The organism is Alteromonas gilva (assembly GCF_028595265.1).
In the GTDB taxonomy this organism is placed as follows: domain Bacteria; phylum Pseudomonadota; class Gammaproteobacteria; order Enterobacterales; family Alteromonadaceae; genus Alteromonas; species Alteromonas gilva.
The window spans coordinates 1,150,467-1,167,435 of record NZ_JAQQXP010000001.1; the positions used below are offsets into that span (position 1 = coordinate 1,150,467).

The 16,969-nt window shown below is 52.6% G+C and carries 13 protein-coding genes; 3 read left to right on the forward strand and 10 right to left on the reverse strand.

Features of this window, described 5'->3' with window-relative positions; genetic code table 11:
- Nucleotides 1-69: 69 nt before the first annotated feature.
- The 10 genes from OIK42_RS05125 to OIK42_RS05170 all read right to left on the reverse strand — a co-directional run bounded on the left by OIK42_RS05125 (nucleotide 70) and on the right by OIK42_RS05170 (nucleotide 12,005).
- Nucleotides 70-1,272: a 3-oxoadipyl-CoA thiolase gene (locus OIK42_RS05125; protein ID WP_273638901.1), complete on the reverse strand. Its 1,203-nt coding sequence runs from the start codon at nucleotides 1,270-1,272 to the stop codon at nucleotides 70-72.
- A gap of 11 nt (nucleotides 1,273-1,283) precedes the next feature.
- Nucleotides 1,284-2,795: a 3-hydroxyacyl-CoA dehydrogenase gene (locus OIK42_RS05130; RefSeq protein WP_273638902.1), complete on the reverse strand. Its 1,512-nt coding sequence runs from the start codon at nucleotides 2,793-2,795 to the stop codon at nucleotides 1,284-1,286.
- A 9-nt stretch (nucleotides 2,796-2,804) separates the two neighbouring features.
- Complete coding sequence (locus OIK42_RS05135) at nucleotides 2,805-4,436, reverse strand: electron transfer flavoprotein-ubiquinone oxidoreductase (protein WP_273641408.1); 1,632 nt, start codon at nucleotides 4,434-4,436, stop codon at nucleotides 2,805-2,807.
- A gap of 118 nt (nucleotides 4,437-4,554) precedes the next feature.
- Nucleotides 4,555-5,481: an electron transfer flavoprotein subunit alpha/FixB family protein gene (locus OIK42_RS05140; RefSeq protein ID WP_273638903.1), complete on the reverse strand. Its 927-nt coding sequence runs from the start codon at nucleotides 5,479-5,481 to the stop codon at nucleotides 4,555-4,557.
- 1 nt (nucleotide 5,482) lies between these two features.
- The gene (locus OIK42_RS05145; RefSeq protein ID WP_273638904.1) at nucleotides 5,483-6,232 is read right to left on the reverse strand and encodes an electron transfer flavoprotein subunit beta/FixA family protein; all 750 of its coding nucleotides are present in this window, start codon (nucleotides 6,230-6,232) and stop codon (nucleotides 5,483-5,485) included.
- Between the two features lie 9 nt (nucleotides 6,233-6,241).
- Complete coding sequence (locus OIK42_RS05150; RefSeq protein WP_273638905.1) at nucleotides 6,242-7,357, reverse strand: acyl-CoA dehydrogenase family protein; 1,116 nt, start codon at nucleotides 7,355-7,357, stop codon at nucleotides 6,242-6,244.
- 12 nt (nucleotides 7,358-7,369) lie between these two features.
- Nucleotides 7,370-8,566, reverse strand: coding sequence for an acyl-CoA dehydrogenase family protein (locus OIK42_RS05155; protein ID WP_273638906.1), 1,197 nt, complete (start codon nucleotides 8,564-8,566; stop codon nucleotides 7,370-7,372).
- Between the two features lie 94 nt (nucleotides 8,567-8,660).
- Nucleotides 8,661-9,923, reverse strand: coding sequence for an acyl-CoA dehydrogenase family protein (locus OIK42_RS05160; protein ID WP_273638907.1), 1,263 nt, complete (start codon nucleotides 9,921-9,923; stop codon nucleotides 8,661-8,663).
- 39 nt (nucleotides 9,924-9,962) lie between these two features.
- Nucleotides 9,963-10,940, reverse strand: a complete 978-nt coding sequence (locus tag OIK42_RS05165; protein WP_273638908.1) for an NADPH:quinone oxidoreductase family protein — start codon at nucleotides 10,938-10,940, stop codon at nucleotides 9,963-9,965.
- Between the two features lie 3 nt (nucleotides 10,941-10,943).
- On the reverse strand, nucleotides 10,944-12,005 hold the full coding sequence (locus OIK42_RS05170) for an alcohol dehydrogenase (RefSeq protein WP_273638909.1): 1,062 nt from the start codon (nucleotides 12,003-12,005) through the stop codon (nucleotides 10,944-10,946).
- Between the two features lie 266 nt (nucleotides 12,006-12,271).
- Between OIK42_RS05170 and OIK42_RS05175 the strand changes: the two genes are divergently transcribed.
- From OIK42_RS05175 to OIK42_RS05185, 3 genes are read left to right on the forward strand one after another with little or no spacing between them, the layout of a single operon-like run.
- On the forward strand, nucleotides 12,272-14,365 hold the full coding sequence (locus tag OIK42_RS05175; RefSeq protein WP_273638910.1) for a 3-hydroxyacyl-CoA dehydrogenase NAD-binding domain-containing protein: 2,094 nt from the start codon (nucleotides 12,272-12,274) through the stop codon (nucleotides 14,363-14,365).
- 18 nt (nucleotides 14,366-14,383) lie between these two features.
- A complete protein-coding gene (locus OIK42_RS05180; RefSeq protein WP_273638911.1) occupies nucleotides 14,384-15,568 on the forward strand; it encodes an acetyl-CoA C-acyltransferase in 1,185 nt (394 codons plus the stop codon).
- 51 nt (nucleotides 15,569-15,619) lie between these two features.
- Complete coding sequence (locus OIK42_RS05185; protein WP_273638912.1) at nucleotides 15,620-16,813, forward strand: MFS transporter; 1,194 nt, start codon at nucleotides 15,620-15,622, stop codon at nucleotides 16,811-16,813.
- The last annotated feature ends 156 nt before the right edge of the window (nucleotides 16,814-16,969 follow it).

Consider the following 16,969-nt stretch of genomic DNA (forward strand, 5'->3'; position numbering starts at 1 on the left):
TATTCTCTTTGAACCTGAGTATACACTGGATGTCTGGCTTTACAAATGCCCGCGTTAACAGGCGTTTGACTAAACGCGTTCTATTACCATGGCTACGCCCTGACCAACGCCTATACACAGGCTAACAACAGCGAAGCGCCCTTGTGATGCCTCTAACTGACGCAAAGCCGTGAGCAGTAAGCGAATGCCCGAGGCACCAAGAGGGTGCCCGACAGCAATAGCGCCGCCATTGGGGTTCACGCGCGCATCATCAAAGCTAATGCCGAGTAATTGCAAACAGCCTAATACCTGCACTGCAAAAGCTTCGTTAATTTCAATAATATCCATATCATCAAGAGACAGCTTAGCCCGCTTGAGTGCTTTACGTATGGCGTACACCGGGCCAAGCCCCATTACCCGCGGTTCTACGCCGGCTACGGCAGAGGCGACAATCCGCGCCCGTGGTGATATCCCCAGCTTATCGCCGGCTGCCAGACTGCCAAGCAACAATGCCGCGGCGCCATCATTGATCCCCGACGCATTGCCGGCGGTAACCACGCCACCGGTAAATAGCGGTGACAATGACGCCAGTTTTTCAGCGCTTGAGTCGGCACGGGGGTGTTCATCTTTGGTCATTTCACTCATTACCCGTCGCTTCGCGGTAGCAACAGACACAGGCAGTATTTCGTCAGCAAAGAAACCATGGCTGTTTGCCCGCTGGTATTTGTGTTGCGAGGCAAGGGCAAAGGTATCACTTTGCTGCCGGGAAATGTTGAGCTCGTGGGCGATATTGTCGGCGGTTTGCGGCATGGTATCATCGCCAAAGTTGGCGCTGATCTGCGGGTTAGGAAAGCGTGCCCCAATCGTGCTGTCGAAAACACTGATATCGCGGCCAAATGGCTGACTGTTCTTGGCCATCACAAAGGGCGCCCTGCTCATACTTTCAACGCCCCCGGCAATTAGCCACTCGCCCTCATTGCAGGCAATGGCACGACTCGCTTCAATGGCTGCCGACAAGCCACTGCCGCACAAGCGGTTTTGGGTTTGCGCCGCCACCGTTACCGGCAAGCCAGCCAGTAGCGCTGCGTGACGGGCTACGTTACGGGCATCCTCACCGGCCTGATTGGTGCATCCTATTACCACATCTTCGATAGTTTCCAGAGGCATATCCTGGCGGCTTAGTAACCCCTTGAGACAGAGTGCCAGCAAGTCGTCTGGCCGGGTATGCGCCAGGGCGCCGCCATGACGACCAAAGGCCGTTCGCAATCCGTCATAGATATAAGCATGTTGCATAGGCAAACCTTTTATTGTTTTGTTGGTTGGTATTCGGTCAGCACGCACCGCACCAGGTAACGACTGGGTCGGTAGCGGGGATCGCCGGTTTGAGCAAACAGCGCATTAAGAATTGTCAGGACACGCTCATAACCAATGCGTTCAGCCCAGGCAAATGCGCCAAAGGGATAGCCCAGTCCAAGCTGCATGGCGCTATCCACGTCGCGGGCACTGGCAATGCCTTTGTGTACAATGTCGCAGGCAATGTTAATAATGCAGGCCAGCGTCCGCTGACTAACAAACCCATCGCTATCGTTGATCGTCGCAACTTGTTTACCCGCAACAGCGAACAGTGCCTGTGCATTGTCGGCAAATTCGTCGCTGGTTGATTGGGTACGCATGAGTACCCGCAGCGGTGATTCGGCGAACAGCGGGTCCACAGCGATGGTGCGCTGCGGATCAACACCTAACTGATGCGCCATACTGGTAGCGTCGATGCCCCAGGGGCTGATTAAAATAAGCGCCTGATCTGAGGGCTGGACATTGTTTTCAATGGTTACCCCGGTACTGGCCAGCAACATCGCTAACTGCTGAGCTTCCGGGGTATCCGCCCGGGCAATCCAAACCGGTTTGGGCGCATATGCCGGTATTGCCGGAGACGTTGGCTCAATTGGCTTGCCGTCCTCATATGCGTAAAAACCTTTACCGCTTTTGCGGCCATATAATCCAGCCTGTACGCGCAATTCAGCCAGCGGGCTGGGCCGATAGCGTGGGTCGTGGTAGAACTGCTGGTAAATGGATTCTGTCACGCGATGTGAAACATCCAGCCCGGTTAAATCAAACAAGGCAAAGGGGCCCATTTTAAAACCGCACTGGGTAGTAAGAATGCGATCGATAGTGGCCACATCGGCGACTTGTTCGGCCAGTATGTGCAATGCCTCGCCGCCGTAGCCGCGGCCCACATGGTTAACTAAAAAGCCGGGCATGTCTTTTACCGTCACCGGGGTATGGCCAAACTCGCGCGTTAACGCAATCAGTTGTTCGCCGACATGCGCTGCGGTTTGCATGGCGCTAATAACTTCGACCAGGCGCATTAACGGCACCGGGTTAAAAAAATGCCAGCCGGCAACCCGCTGGGGATGCTGGCATCCGCCAGCCAGACGGGTGACCGACAATGATGAGGTATTGGTAGCTAAAATGCAGGTGTCGGAAACGTGTTGCTCAAGTTCGGCAAACAGGGCCGCTTTTGCCTCGTGTTGCTCCACGATGGCTTCAACCACCAGATTGCAGTCAGCCATGGCCGCAAGTGCCTTGCTGTCGATGAGCGTGAGGTTAGCTAACGCCTGTTCGGCTGTGATCTCAGCGAGCTGCCCTTTGTCGGCTTGCTTGCGGAGCATTTTATCAATAAATGCTTTGGCATCGCTGAGTGCCTGCGGTTGGGCATCGGCTAGGATGACTCGTTTACCACAGCCCAGCAACACTTGTGCAATGCCGCGGCCCATGGCACCGGCTCCTACTACACCAATCTGCTCAATCGCATTCATAACCACGTCCTACATGTTGGGATAATTGGGGCCACCGGCGCCTTCAGGCACCACCCAGCAAATATTCTGTGACGGATCCTTAATGTCACAGGTTTTACAATGCACGCAGTTTTGGGCGTTGATTTGTAGCTCGGGGCCGGCACTGCCCTCGACGATTTCATACACGCCCGCCGGGCAGTAACGCTGGGCGGGTTCGTCATAGCGAGGCAGATTCACCTGCACCGGAATCGAAAGGTCTTTTAGCTGCAAATGCACCGGTTGATCTTCTTCGTGGTTGGTATTGGACATATACACCGAAGAAGATTTGTCGAAGCTCAGTTTGCCATCGGGCTTAGGGTAGTCTTTTGCCGGGCATTCGCTGGCGGGTTTGAGCTGCGCGTAATCGGGGGTTCGATCGTGCAGTGTCCAGGGCACCTTGCCGTTAAACAGATTTTGCTCAAGCCAGTTATAAGCGCCGCCGATCAGCGTGCCAAATTTATGCAGTGCCGGGCCAAAGTTACGGCTGCTGTGCAGTTCCTGGTGTAACCATGACTGTTTAAAGGCTTCGGTATAGCCGCTCAGGGTTACGGTTTCTTTGTCCTGGCTTAATGCTTTTACAACGCTTTGTGCTGCCAGCATGCCCGATTTCATGGCGGTATGGGTACCTTTGATCTTGGCAAAGTTTAATGTACCGGCATCACAGCCAATGAGCAGTCCACCGGGAAAAGCCATTTCCGGCAGCGCGTTTAAACCGCCTTTGGCAATGGCTCTGGCCCCATAGCTAATGCGCTTGCCCTGGCTCAGTACAGCGGCAAAATGCGGATGGTGTTTCATTTGCTGAAACTCATCAAACGGACTCAAATGCGGGTTGCTGTAATTTAAATCAACAATAAGGCCAACCACCACCTGGTTATCCTCAGCATGATACATAAAGCAGCCGCCGCTGGTATCACCGTCCAGTGGCCAGCCAGAACCATGCACCACCAAACCGGGCTCATGCACAGCAGGGTCGACTTCCCACAATTCTTTGATGCCAATAGCGTAATGCTGGGGATCGCTTTGTTCATCAAGCTTAAACCGCTCAATTAACTGCTTGCCCAGATGACCTCGGCAACCCTCCGCAAATAAGGTGTAGCGGCCATTTAATGCCATACCCGGCATGTAACCGTCTTTGTGTGTACCGTCTTTCGCAACGCCCATATCACCGGTGAGTACGCCTTTTACCGAGCCGTCGTCGTGATAGGTGATGTCGGCAGCGGCAAAGCCGGGGAATATTTCTACGCCGATATTTTCGGCCTGGTTGGCCAGCCAGCGACAAAAATTACCCAGGCTGATGACATAGTTACCGTCATTATGCATCGGCGCAGGGATCGCCCAGCCGGGAATTTTGGTGGCGCGTTCATGGTCTTTAAACAGGTAAAGTTCATCGCGGGTAACCGGCGTATTAAGCGGTGCGCCGAGGGTTTGCCAGTCGGGGATAAGTTCGTCGAGGGCACTGGTTTCAAGAATGGCACCCGAGAGTATGTGAGCGCCTACTTCAGAGCCTTTTTCCAGCACACAAACACTGATCTCCTGATCGTTGGCGTTAGCCATTTTTTTGATTTGATAAGCGGCCGAGAGGCCGGCTGGCCCAGCGCCGATGATGACAACGTCGAAATCCATCGATTCTCGTTCCACAGCGAATCCTCAGGTTAGTGATAAAATAGGCTGTGCGGCAGGCGCCGGTCACAGCGAGTTGGGCGTATAGCAGACCAGCAGGTTATGCCGGTCGCTGGCCGAGTTAAAGTGCGTTTTCCAGCTCGGGTAATACGCTAAACAGGTCGCCCACCAAACCGTAATCAGCAACCTGAAATATCGGTGCTTCTTCGTCTTTGTTGATGGCTACAATCACCTTGGAGTCTTTCATACCGGCGAGGTGCTGAATGGCACCGGAGATGCCTACCGCGATATACAGATCCGGGGCGACAATTTTACCGGTTTGACCCACCTGCATATCATTGGGTACAAAGCCAGAATCCACAGCTGCACGTGATGCGCCAACTGCGGCGCCCAGTTTGTCGGCGACACTTTCCAGCAAGGCAAAGTTTTCACCATTGCCCATGCCACGACCACCGGAGATGATCACGCTGGCGCTGGCAAGCTCAGGGCGTTCTGACCTGGCTAGTTGCTCGTCAACAAACTCGCTCTGGCTGGTGTGCACAATACCGCAAGTCTGCACAGGTGCGCTGTTATCGGTCATACCTGCGGCGTCAAAGGCACTGGTACGCACGGTGAGCACTTTTTTGCTGTCCAGCGATTGCACCGTGGCCATGGCGTTACCCGCATAGGTGGGGCGGGTAAAGGTATCGGCGCTAACAATGGCGACGATATCGGAAATCTGTGCCACATCCAGTAAGGCTGCGACGCGAGGCATCACGTTTTTACCCGTGGTGGTACCCGGCGCCATAATGTAGTCATAGTCACTGGCCAGTTCGGCAACGAGCCTGGCGGTGTTTTCGGCCAGCTGATGCGCATAGGCTGTGTCGTCGGCCACAATTACGTCGCTGACGCCACTCACTTTACCGGCCTGTTCGGCCACCGCCTGACAGTCACTACCAATCACCAGCAGGGTAATGGGCAGATCAAGCTCAATGGCGGCGGATACCGTATTCAGGGTGGCGGGTTTTAAGTCCTGATTGTCATGTTCTGCAATGAGTAAAATGGCCATATCAAATCACCTTGGCTTCGTTTTTGAGTTTGTCTACCAGCTCTGTTACCGACGCCACTTTAACGCCGGCGCTGCGTTGTGCGGGCGGTGCCACACTAACTAAGCGGGTATGCGTGGCTAGCGTTACACCGAGTGACTCAGGCGATAGCGTTTCCAGAGGCTTGCGCTTGGCTTTCATAATGTTGGGTAACTTTGCGAAACGCGGCTCATTAAGACGCAGATCGGTGGTCACCACAGCCGGCAATTTCATTGCCAGTGTTTGCAAGCCACCGTCTATTTCGCGGGTGACTGTCACGGTGTTATCCGCTACGTTAACCTTTGAGGCAAAAGTGGCCTGGGGCATATCACACAGTGCAGCGAGCATCTGACCGGTTTGATTGTTGTCCGAATCGATGGCCTGTTTGCCCATAATGACCAGTGATGGTTGCTCCTGCTCTACCACTTTTGCCAGCAGCTTAGCCACGTTGAGAGATTCGGTTTGCGCGTCTGCTTCGACCAGAATAGCCCGGTCAGCACCCAGTGCGAGTGCGGTGCGAAGCTGCTCCTGAGCATTCGATGGACCTACTGACACCACTACAATCTCGCTGGCGATGCCTTGTTCTTTTAAACGCACGGCTTCTTCCACGGCAATTTCGCAAAAGGGGTTAATGGCCATTTTTACATTGGTTAAATCAACGTCACTACCATCAGGCTTAACGCGGATCTTGACGTTGTAATCGATGACACGTTTTACCGTAACAAGTACTTTCATGGCGTTCTCCTATGCTGCCTGGCGTTGTTTTACCAGGTTGTCGAGGTGGCAATCCATGGAGCCAAACAGGCTGTTGATCATGGTTAAACGCTTGAACATGTGACCCACATCGAGTTCGTCGGTAACGCCCATACCGCCGTGCAGTTGCACTGCTGTCTGGCCGACTAATCGCGCTGCCTGACCGATTTTCCACTTTAAAAACTGACTGGCTTTGTTGGCGGCAGCGGCATCACCTTCGCCAATCGTGATAGCGGCGAAGTACACCATAGAGCGTGCCTGCTCGCATTCCATAAACATGTCTACCATGTTGTGCTGCAGCACCTGAAATTTGGCGATAGGAACGTCAAATTGCTTGCGTACTTTGGTGTATTCCACGGTGGCCTTGAGCATTTTATCCATCAGCGCGACGGCTTCGGCAGACACTGCGACAATGGCGTCGTTTAACACTGCATTGATGGTGGCTTCGGCATCATCAGAGTCGCCCAGGCGGGTAGCGCTCACATTGTTAAAGGTTAGATCGCTGGCGCGGCCGCCATCATTGGTGGGGTAGTGATGGGCACTGATCCCTTCTGCATCAGCATCAACCAGATAAAGACCAATCGCATTGTCATTGCGCGCTGCAATAACCAGTTTGTCGGCACTGGCGGCATTTAAGACCACGGATTTTTTACCGCTAAGCACGACATCGCTGCCGCTGCCCGCGGCTTTAGTTGTGATGGCGCTGATGTCTGTTGGAGCCTGGGCTTCCCAGGCGGCAAAGGCCAGTTTAAGCTCGCCGCCGACAATGCCACCAATCAAAGCCTCTTTTTGCTCTGCAGTGCCGCAGCGCTGAATGGCGTTTCCAGCCAGAATGACGGTTGATAAATAAGGCTCTACCAGCAAGCCTTTGCCCAGTTCGGTCATTAGCACCATCACGTCGGTGGCGTTGCCGTCGAGACCGCCAAATTCCTCTTCGAAGGGCAGTGCCAGCCAGCCCAGTTCAGCAAATAACTGCCAGTTATCTTCACTGTAACCTAACTCTGATTTACTGTGTTTCTGGCGTGTTTCAAAGTCGTACTTATTGTGGATAAACTTATCCGCACTGTCCTGCAGCATTTGCTGGATATCGTTTAATGCAAAATCCATAATTTATCCTCCTTACAAACCAAGCACTTGCTTGGCAATAATGTTCTTTTGAATTTCGTTACTGCCACCGTAAATGGTGACTTTGCGGTTGTTGTAATAGTGCGGTGCGGCGTTGGGCGCAAAGAAAGGCTCAATGCGCGGTTCGTAACCGGCTTCGTCATATTGCTCGGGAACAAAGGGCAGCGCATAGATCCCCGCCATTTCCACATAGAGCTCGTCCAGCGCCTGCTGAATCTCCGTGCCTTTAATTTTTAAAATGGACGACTCAGGTCCCGGTGCACTGCCGGTACTAACCGACGACAACACGCGCAGGTCAGTAAACTCCAGCGCTTTGAGCTCCATTTCTACCTGTAATACACGGGCCATAAACACGCTATTGTGTTTGAGATCAGGGCAGCCTTCTGGTGGTGTGTCGAGTAAGTCATACAAAGCATCAAGGCGTTGCTTGGATACCGCCACGCCCGCGATATTGGTGCGCTCGTGCGTCAACAATACCTTGGCATAGGTCCAGCCTTTACCTTCTTCACCAATTAAGTTCTCTACGGGCACTTTCACGTCCTGAAAAGCGACTTCGTTGACTTCGCGACGACCATCTAAAGTAATGATGGGTTTAACGCTCACGCCCGGCGAGTTCATTTCAATTAATAAAAAGCTGATGCCTTTTTGTTTGCTGTCTTCTTCGCTGGTGCGTACCAGGCAAAAAATCCAGTCGGCGTGGTGGCCCAAGGTAGTCCAGGTTTTGGTGCCGTTAACCACGTAGTGATCGCCATCGCGCACTGCACGGGTTTTTAAACCGGCTAAATCTGATCCTGCGTTGGGTTCTGAATAGCCCTGACACCACCAGGTGTTGGAAGCCAGAATATCGGGTAAAAAGCGCTGTTTTTGTTCGTCGTTACCGAAGGTATAGATGATTGGCGCCACCATAGAGTAACCAAACGGAATTTGCCGTGGGGCTTTAGCTTTGGCCATTTCAGTTTGAAATATGTATTTCTGCGTGGATGTCCAGCCGGTGCCGCCATGTTCTACCGGCCAGTTGGTGCCTGCCCAGCCTTTTTTATACAACGCTTTTTGATACGCAACGGTGACATCGGCGTTAAAGGCGAGACCGTTGTTAATGTGTTCCTGTACTACCTCTGGTAGCTCTTCGCGGAAGAAGGTTTGCACTTCCTGTTGGAAGGCCAGTTCCTGTTCGGAAAAGTTAATATTCATAATACTGTATCCTGCAAAAGTGACGCCCGTTAAAAGGTTATTAAGTCATCATTTGCAGTATACAGTTTCACATAGCGAAATCAATAGTTCATTTTTAAATAATTTCGTCATATTCAGGGCGAAAATAAAAATGATCTAATTTGATGTTTTCGTTGTTGCTGCGCTTTATTTCCATGCGGGCTATTTTGCGGATATGTACTTCATCCGGACCATCCGCATAGCGCAGTGCGCGCCCTTGCGACCACATATCGGCCAGTGGCAGATCTTCGGATGTTCCCATCGCACCAAAGGTTTGCATGGCCCGGTCAACCACCGTGGTGTGCAGGGTTGGGATGAGTGCTTTGATCAGCGAAATATCATCTGCGGCCGCCTTAGCGCCGACCTCGTCAATTTTCCACGCTGCTTTTAATACCAATAGCCTGGCCTGTTCAATTTCGATCCGCGATCTGGCAATCCAGTCGGCTACTGCGCCATGCTGATATAAAAACTTGCCGTTGGTTTTACGTTCCTGGGCCCGGCCAATTAATAGTTGCAGAGCGAGTTCGGCCTGGCCGATGGAGCGCATACAATGGTGAATCCGGCCCGGGCCCAAACGCGCCTGCGCCATGGCGAATCCTTGCCCTTCTTCGCCGAGTAAATTACTGGCGGGGATGCGTACGTTATCAAACAGAATTTCACAGTGACCATGTGGGTTGCTGTGATTCATTACTTTCAAATTGCGCAGTATCTTAACCCCCGGAGTATCCCTGGGGATAAGCACCATACTTTGCTGGTGGTGAGGATTGGGGTTATCCGGATCGGTCTTACCCATTAATATAAACAGCCGGCAGTTCGGGTGAGCAGAATTTGAAATATACCATTTTCGCCCTGACACCACGTATTCGTCACCATCGCGAACAATCCGGGTTTGTATATTGGTGGCATCGGATGAGCCCACATCGGGTTCGGTCATGGCAAACGCCGAACGTATTTCGCCGTTAAGCAGAGGTTTGAGCCAGGTTTCACGCTGTGCTTCAGTGGCAAACATGTGTAGTAATTCCATGTTGCCGGTATCCGGGGCGTTGCAGTTAAAGACCTCCGAACTCCACGATACCCGTCCCATAATCTCGGCCAGTGGCGCATATTCAAGATTGCTCAAACGGGTGCCTGGTTCATCGTCCTGCAAACCGGGCAAAAACAAATTCCATAACCCTTCGCTTCTGGCCAGGGCTTTTAGATCGCTCATAAACGATACCGGAAACTGGCCGGCTTTTATTTCATCGCGATGCTGTTGCAAGCGCGGGTAAATATGGTCATCCATAAAACCGTTAAGTTTTTGCTGGAGCGTTTTAACGCGTTCGCTGTGTTCAAAATGCATAGCTACCTCGGTAGGTTTTGTGAAGTAATTGAAGAGCCATTAAGGGGTAATAATGAGCTTGCCACGGGCTTTGCGGTGCATGACGGCGGCAAAGGCTTCGGCGGTTTGCGCCAGCGGGTAGGTGGCATCAATATGCACCTGCACTTTGCCGTCTTTATACCAGGCGAGTAACTCACGCATGTTGTCGGCATAGGCGGCCGGGTCGCGACGGGTAAAAGCACCAAAAAATACCCCGACAACCGCGTATTCTTTGACTAACGCTAAATTGACCGGAAATTTTGGGATATCGCCACCGGCAAAGCCAACCACCAGCAGGCGTCCGGCTGGCGCCATATTACGGCTACAAACATTAAACAGCTCGCCGCCAATAGGGTCGTACACCACATCTACCCCTTTACCCTTTGTGAGCTCGCGTAATTGGGTGTGCAAGTCGTCGCTGTTATAATTAATGAGGACGTCGGCGCCGTTTTCTTTAGCCAGATTTAGTTTTTCATCGGTAGAGCAACCGGCAATCACCGTCGCACCCATGGCTTTGCCGATTTGTACTGCCGCCAGTCCGGTTCCTCCGGCCGCGCCTAACACCAGCAGGGTTTCACCCGGCTGCAGGTTGGCCCGTTGCTTAAGTGCATAGTGGGCAGTCCCGTGGGCTAAAATTAATCCGGCGGCCTCTTGCATAGGAATATGGTCGGGCACCGGGATGAGACGCGCTGCCGGCACACTAATTTGCTCGGCGCAGGCACTGTAATGAGTGCTAAGCCCCACCACGCGATCGCCTTTTTTAAGGTGCGTAACATTCTCTCCCACGGCTTCGACAACCCCGGAAAACTCGGCGCCAGGCACAAACGGCCGTTCGGGTTTAGCCTGATAGAGGCCTTGCACTAATAATGCATCGGGAAAATTAACCCCGATGGCAGCCACGTTAACCAGCGCTTCGTCGGCCCCGGTGTCAGGCGTTGGCCAGTCTTCAAAGGCTAACTGCTCAAGAGGCGCAAAATCATGACATACAATTGCTTTCATCGCTTATTCTCCGTTGTTGTCGGGAACCAGTACCACACGACCAGCGACCTTTCCGTCACGCAAGTCTTCGAGGGTTTGCTGGGCACAGCACATGTCTCGTTGCGAGATTTTGATCGGCGCGATTTTACCGGCGTGAACCAGTTCCATGAGTGCATGCATATCATCGAGGCTACCCACAAAGGAGCCTTTAATGGTGATGGCTTTTAACGGTAGTAGGGGGATAGAAAGCGGCATGGCACCGCCAAATAAACCAACCACCACCAGCATGCTGCCTTTATTAAGTGCCTGTACGCCAAAACCGGCACTGCGGTCAGAGCCAACAAAATCAACGGCAGCAGCCACCCCACCGTAGGTGCGCTTAATCAAAGCGCCAAGGGCACTTTTATCTGAAGGGTCGATAACTGAGTCGGCCCCTTCGGCAAGGGCCAGCTCACGTTTTTGGGCGTCGATGTCGGCCACGATGATCTCGCAGTCAAGCAGCGCTTTAGCGACCGCCAGACCACTTAAGCCCACGCCGCCCGCACCAATAATCAGCAACTGGCGACCTTGCACCAGATCTTTGATTTGATTAATTGCGCTGTAGGCCGTGACACCGGAGCACGCATAGGTGCAGCCCAGTTCAGGTGACAGGTTGTTGAGTGGAAATGCGTATTTACTGTGTGGCACCACCACATGATCGCTAAATCCACCGTCTACCGCTATACCTAATGAGCGGGGCTGATAGCAAAGGTGTTCTTGATTGGTTTTGCAAAGTGGGCACTTTTGACAGCCGATCCAGGGGTAAACAATGACCTTTTCGCCAATCTTAGCGCTAGAGTCATCGCCACAGGCAACCACTTCACCGGCTATTTCGTGACCCAGCGTAAACGGCAGTTTATGGCTGCCACGCATATCAATTTTATGGTTTCCGCCCAGATCAAAATAGCCATCCCACACGTGTATGTCGCTATGACATACGCCACAGGCATCGATTTTTATCAGGACCTCCTCGCCCTTTGGCTCGGGCGTGGAATACTCATTGGTAGTCAGTGCCTGACCGTAGTCTGCAAACTGTTCGCTCTTCATAGTCGCCTCAAATTAGTCAAAATCCATGTTTCGCGAAATATACTACCGCATAGCGAAACTCAAAGTCTATATAATTGTCTACATAAACTTAACAATTGCCACAAAGTAACATGCTCTGGCTGCCCAGGCGCCTTTTTAAACCGCTTTATATGATGTTCTGATATTTGATAAAATGATATTTATATACCGCATAGTGAAATTGTATTTTACAAAAATGATTTCACTGCGTTACTATGATGGCAAATAATTCATACAGGAAACCCATTATGACTTCTGCTGTAACGATGAATATCGTCGACAACATCGCTGTAATTGAAGTAGATAACCCGCCGGTGAATGCCTTGTCGTTTGCTGTGCGCAGCGGTCTGCAAAGCTGCGTGCGCGAGGCCGAACAACACCAGAGCGTTGAGGCTATTGTGCTGAGCTGTCGGGGCAAAACCTTTATTGCTGGTGCGGACATTACCGAATTCGGCAAACCCATGCAGCCGCCAGCCTTGCCTGATTTACTCGCCGATATGGACACCATTTCAAAACCTATCGTTGCGGCACTGCATGGCACAGCCCTGGGCGGCGGCCTGGAGGTGGCATTGACCTGTCATTACCGGGTGGCGTTAGCGTCAGCCAAAGTCGGTTTGCCCGAAGTGTTGCTGGGTTTACTACCCGGCGCTGGCGGTACCCAGCGACTGCCGCGGATTGCCGGTGTTGAACTGGCGCTTGATATGATCACCAGTGGTCGCAAGGTCAGCAGCACTGAAGCGGCCAAAGCCGGGTTGGTAGATAAGGTGGTTGACGGCGACTTGCTGGACAACGCCATTGCCTTTGCCAAACAAGTGGTAGCCGATGGACAACCCCTCAAGCGCATCAGTGATATGACCGCGACGGTGTCAGATCCGGCGGTGTTTGATGAGTACCGCGCCAAGCTGGCTAAAACACGACGCGGCTTTGATGCGCCGCAGTATTGCGTGGATGTAGTGCAGGCCGCGGTTGAATGCGATTTTGCTGAAGGTTGTAAAAAGGAACGTGAGCTGTTTTTAAAATTAATGACCGGCACGCAGTCCCAGGCTCAGCGCCACCTGTTTTTTGCCGAGCGTCAGGCTGGTCACGTCGTGGGCCTGGACAAAGCCACGCCAACCCGGGAGGTTAACAGTGTGGCCATTATTGGTGCCGGTACCATGGGCAGCGGTATTGCAATTAACTTTCTGAATAAAGGCATGCAGGTAACGCTGCTCGAAATGAGTCTTGAAGCTCTCGAGCGGGGTATTGAACATATTTACGCCTACTATGATGGACAGGTTAACAAAGGCCGTATTACTCAGGACCAGGCTGATGCGTCAAAAGCCTTGCTGTCGGGCACGGATGCCTACGCCGAACTCGACAGTGTTGATCTGGTAATTGAAGCCGTATTTGAGAATATGGGCGTTAAAAAAGACGTGTTTACCAAATTGGATAAATACTGTAAGCCCGGTGCCATTCTGGCCAGTAATACCTCTACGCTGAACATTGATACCATTGCTTCGTTTACCTCCCGTCCGGAAGATGTCATTGGCTTACACTTTTTTAGCCCGGCAAACATTATGCGTTTGCTGGAAGTCGTGCGCGGCGAAAAGACCGCCGATGACGTGATGGCCACCGCCATGAAGCTGGCGAAAGACATTAATAAAATAGGCGTGGTATCGGGCGTTTGCGATGGCTTTATTGGTAACCGAATGCTCAAAGGTTATGGCCGCGAGGCAGGGGCTTTGTTGCTGGACGGCGTTGCACCGGTGCGCATCGACAAAGCCCTGTACGATTTTGGTATGGCAATGGGGCCCCTCACTATGGGGGATTTGGCGGGTCTTGATGTGGGCTACCGGGTGCGCAAAGAGCGCCGTGAGCGCGGCGACGACGTACCGGTTACCGATGGCGCCATTGCAGACCGTCTTGTTGAGGCGGGGCGGTTAGGACAAAAAGCCGGTAAAGGTTATTACCACTACGAAGCTGGCTCGCGCACGCCGATCCCCGATCCGGAAGTGGATGAAATCATTCAGCAGGCCATGGCTGCACTGAACCGCACCGCCAAAGACATTAGCGATGAGGAAATCGTTAAGCGCCTGATTTATCCATTGATCAACGAAGCAGCACTTATTCTTGACGAAGGTATCGCCCAGCGCCCCTCGGATATCGACGTGGTGTACATCTATGGCTATGGCTTTCCGGTTTACCGCGGTGGCCCTATGTTTTACGCCGATACCGTCGGACTCAAAAATATTGTAGCGGATATGGAAGACTTTAAATCGCGCTACGGCGATGACTGGGAGATTGCCCCGTTACTTAAACAACTCGCCGAACAAGGGCGCAAATTTGCCGATCTGGCTAAGTAATTACCAAGGAGAATAATCGTGACAGACGCTGTAATTGTAAGTACTGCCCGCACGCCAATAGGGAAGGCCTACCGGGGTTCACTGAACAACACCCATGGCGCAGAATTAGCCGGCCATGCCATTGCCCATGCGGTGCAACGAGCAGGGATTGATGGCGCCGAAGTCGAAGACGTTCTGATGGGCTGTGGTCTGCCTGAGGGGGCAACCGGCGGTAACATTGGTCGTCAGGCGGCGCTCATGGCGGGGTTACCGGTGACCACCTCGGGTGTCACTATTAACCGCTTTTGCTCATCGGGTTTGCAGGCTATCAGTATGGCGGCCCAGCGAATTATTGTTGATGGCGTACCGGTTGCGGTAGCAGGCGGTCTGGATTCGATTTCGTTGGTGCAAAATGCGCACATGAATAAGTTTCGCGCTCACAGCGAAGCATTAAAGGCAAAGCATGAGGGCATTTATTTATCGATGATTGAAACGGCCGAAATCGTAGCCAAACGTTATGGAATAAGCCGCGAGCAAATGGATGACTATGCACTGCAGAGTCAGCAACGTACGGCGGCAGCGCAGCAAAATGGCATTTACGATAACGAAATTGTGCCAATGGATGTGGTGCATGCGCAATATGACAAGGCCACAGATAGCACTGAAATGGTCAATACCACCATCAGTAAAGACGAATGTAACCGGCCGGGCACCACCCTTGAAGGGCTCGCCGGGCTCAAGCCGGTGATTGACGGCGGCGTGATTACTGCCGGCAATGCCAGTCAGCTTTCTGACGGCGCGTCGGCCAGTGTGTTGATGTCAGACAAACAAGCGGTGCAGCGTAATCTGCCGGTTTTGGGCACTTACCGCGGTATGGTGGTCACCGGGTGTGAACCCGATGAAATGGGGATCGGACCGGTATTTGCCGTGCCCAGGTTGCTACAACGCCACGGCTTAACCGTTAACGATATTGGTTTGTGGGAACTCAACGAAGCCTTTGCTGTGCAGGTATTGTACTGCCGCGATCGTCTGGGCATTGATAACGACAAGCTCAATGTTAACGGTGGCGCGATTTCTGTAGGTCACCCCTATGGCATGAGCGGTGCCAGAATGGTGGGGCATGTGTTACTTGAGGCGCAGCGACGTAAGGCTCGCTATGCAGTGACCACCATGTGTATTGGCGGTGGTATGGGCATGGCGGCGTTATTTGAAGTTAACTGCTGATCGGGTGACCGCTGACACTGATAAGCTGAACTTCAGGACAGGGCGGTTGCCATGGTAACCCTGGTACTGTTTATTGCGCTGCTGGCCACCGCCATGGGGCAAAGTGTGGTGATGGCCATTTTGCCCTCTCTGGGCAGAGAAGCCGGGCTGTCAGAACTGCAGGTGGCGACTATTTTGTCGTCTTCTGCTTTGATCTTTGCTGTGGGTACCACGCGCTGGAGTAGCTACGCCGCCCGGGCGGGGAACCGGCGCACATTATTGTACGGGTTAGGCGGATATACGCTCGGTACGTTTTGCTTTGCCACCGTATTCTGGCTTGGCCTGCAACAAAGCTTAACCGGCTATGGCCTGTTTGCATGCTTACTTGCTGCCCGCATGGCTCAGTCGACAATTATGTCGGCGACACCGCCGGCGGCACTGGGCTATATCATGGGTTACGCCCGCGCCAGAGACTTACATTTGGTAGCGTCGTTAAGTCGGGTGACCTCTGCAAACAATCTGGGGCAGGTTTTGGGGCCTGGCCTGGCCGGACTGCTAGTGGTTTTCGGACTGGTTGCACCCTTGTACGCCATTATTGTACTAACGTGCCTGGCGCTGCTACTGGTTTGGTTTAAATTACCCGAGGAAACCGCCGCGCCGCAGGCCACAGACAGTGCAGACTCACCCACCGCGCCGGGGCTTATTTTACCTGCATTGCCCTTAATGATGTTCGCGGTGGTCATTTTTATATGTTTGGCGATGCTGCAACAAACCCTGGGCTTTATTTTTATTGATCACTTTGGACTTACCCCGGTGGAAGCAGCACAAGCGTCTGGCACCGCCATGATGTGCTGTGCGCTGGCGGCGTTAACCGTGCAGTGGACTGTTGTGCAAAAGCGCTGGCTGGCGTTACTGCCCGCGCTGATAACGGCTGCAATACTAATGACACTGGGTTATGCCTTAATTACTATAGCAACAGCCCTGTATGCGGTATATGCCGGTATGGTAGCCATAGGTGGTGGACTCGGCATTGGCTATCCAAGTGTTACGGCGAGTGCCACACAGCACTGTAAGCGAGCACTGCGGGCCAGGATCACCGGACTAATGACGGCCACTCCGGCTATTGGTTACGTGATAGGGCCGCCTGCTGCGGCCATGCTGTATCAGGTAGATTTTCATCTGCCACTAATAACTTGTGCTGTACTGAGCAGTTTATTGTTCATTGTGCCCGCCCAACTCTCCCAGCATCTGCCCGCCCCAAAATAGCATAAAAATCGTTCAAATTAGAATAATAAGTTTTACATAGCGAAACAACATTCCAATATATTGACACTTGTTTTCGCAAGTGTTAGTTTTGTGTTCAGCTGATAACATACTATTAACAATGCTTGTCGCAGACATGACTTGGACCAGAGGAAAAAA

What these genes read in the sequence shown, in the direction of transcription:
- OIK42_RS05185 (WP_273638912.1), top strand. Translation starts at nt 15,620, where the DNA reads ATGGTAACCCTGGTACTGTTTATTGCGCTGCTGGCCACCGCCATGGGG.
- OIK42_RS05160 (WP_273638907.1), bottom strand. Translation starts at nt 9,923, where the DNA reads ATGCATTTTGAACACAGCGAACGCGTTAAAACGCTCCAGCAAAAACTT.
- OIK42_RS05165 (WP_273638908.1), bottom strand. Translation starts at nt 10,940, where the DNA reads ATGAAAGCAATTGTATGTCATGATTTTGCGCCTCTTGAGCAGTTAGCC.
- OIK42_RS05175 (WP_273638910.1), top strand. Translation starts at nt 12,272, where the DNA reads ATGACTTCTGCTGTAACGATGAATATCGTCGACAACATCGCTGTAATT.
- OIK42_RS05150 (WP_273638905.1), bottom strand. Translation starts at nt 7,357, where the DNA reads ATGGATTTTGCATTAAACGATATCCAGCAAATGCTGCAGGACAGTGCG.
- OIK42_RS05170 (WP_273638909.1), bottom strand. Translation starts at nt 12,005, where the DNA reads ATGAAGAGCGAACAGTTTGCAGACTACGGTCAGGCACTGACTACCAAT.
- OIK42_RS05125 (WP_273638901.1), bottom strand. Translation starts at nt 1,272, where the DNA reads ATGCAACATGCTTATATCTATGACGGATTGCGAACGGCCTTTGGTCGT.
- OIK42_RS05145 (WP_273638904.1), bottom strand. Translation starts at nt 6,232, where the DNA reads ATGAAAGTACTTGTTACGGTAAAACGTGTCATCGATTACAACGTCAAG.
- OIK42_RS05130 (WP_273638902.1), bottom strand. Translation starts at nt 2,795, where the DNA reads ATGAATGCGATTGAGCAGATTGGTGTAGTAGGAGCCGGTGCCATGGGC.
- OIK42_RS05135 (WP_273641408.1), bottom strand. Translation starts at nt 4,436, where the DNA reads ATGGATTTCGACGTTGTCATCATCGGCGCTGGGCCAGCCGGCCTCTCG.
- OIK42_RS05155 (WP_273638906.1), bottom strand. Translation starts at nt 8,566, where the DNA reads ATGAATATTAACTTTTCCGAACAGGAACTGGCCTTCCAACAGGAAGTG.
- OIK42_RS05140 (WP_273638903.1), bottom strand. Translation starts at nt 5,481, where the DNA reads ATGGCCATTTTACTCATTGCAGAACATGACAATCAGGACTTAAAACCC.